Annotated in this window: 1 protein-coding gene and 1 tRNA gene; both read right to left on the bottom strand. The window is 68.4% G+C overall.

From position 1 onward, the window contains the following. The coding region (locus PUR26_RS00855; RefSeq protein WP_329868215.1) for a hypothetical protein at nucleotides 1-239 on the bottom strand (239 nt) is incomplete at its 3' end. Continuing rightward, nucleotides 231-303 (bottom strand) — tRNA-Thr (locus PUR26_RS00850). The genes PUR26_RS00855 and PUR26_RS00850, both read right to left, overlap by 9 nt. Nucleotides 304-323: the final 20 nt, after the last annotated feature.

Raw genomic sequence — 323 nt, 5'->3', positions numbered from 1 at the left:
ACCCGCATGCTGGGCGACGACGGCCTGGCGGAGGTCCTGACCACGTGTACGGGCCTGACGGCCGGCGCGGTCACCGCCCGTGTGCTGCGCGCGGTGGAACGCTTCGCCGCGGAGCCCGCCTCGGACGACATGGCCATTCTCGCGATGCGTGTCCCCCAGCCGCACACCAGCAGACCGGCGAACACGAAGAAGGCCCCCGCCACTAGGGCGGGGGCCTTCTTCGTCTTCGGAGCCCCCAAACGGAATCGAACCGTTGACCTTCTCCTTACCATGGAGACGCTCTGCCGACTGAGCTATAGGGGCCGGCTTGTCGCTTCGGGGTT

The sequence above is a fragment of the Streptomyces sp. SP18CS02 genome, from assembly GCF_036322365.1.
Classification (GTDB): Bacteria; Actinomycetota; Actinomycetes; order Streptomycetales; family Streptomycetaceae; genus Streptomyces.
The sequence above is the reverse complement of the archived record's forward strand: the minus strand, read 5'-3'. Positions and strand labels throughout refer to the sequence as shown.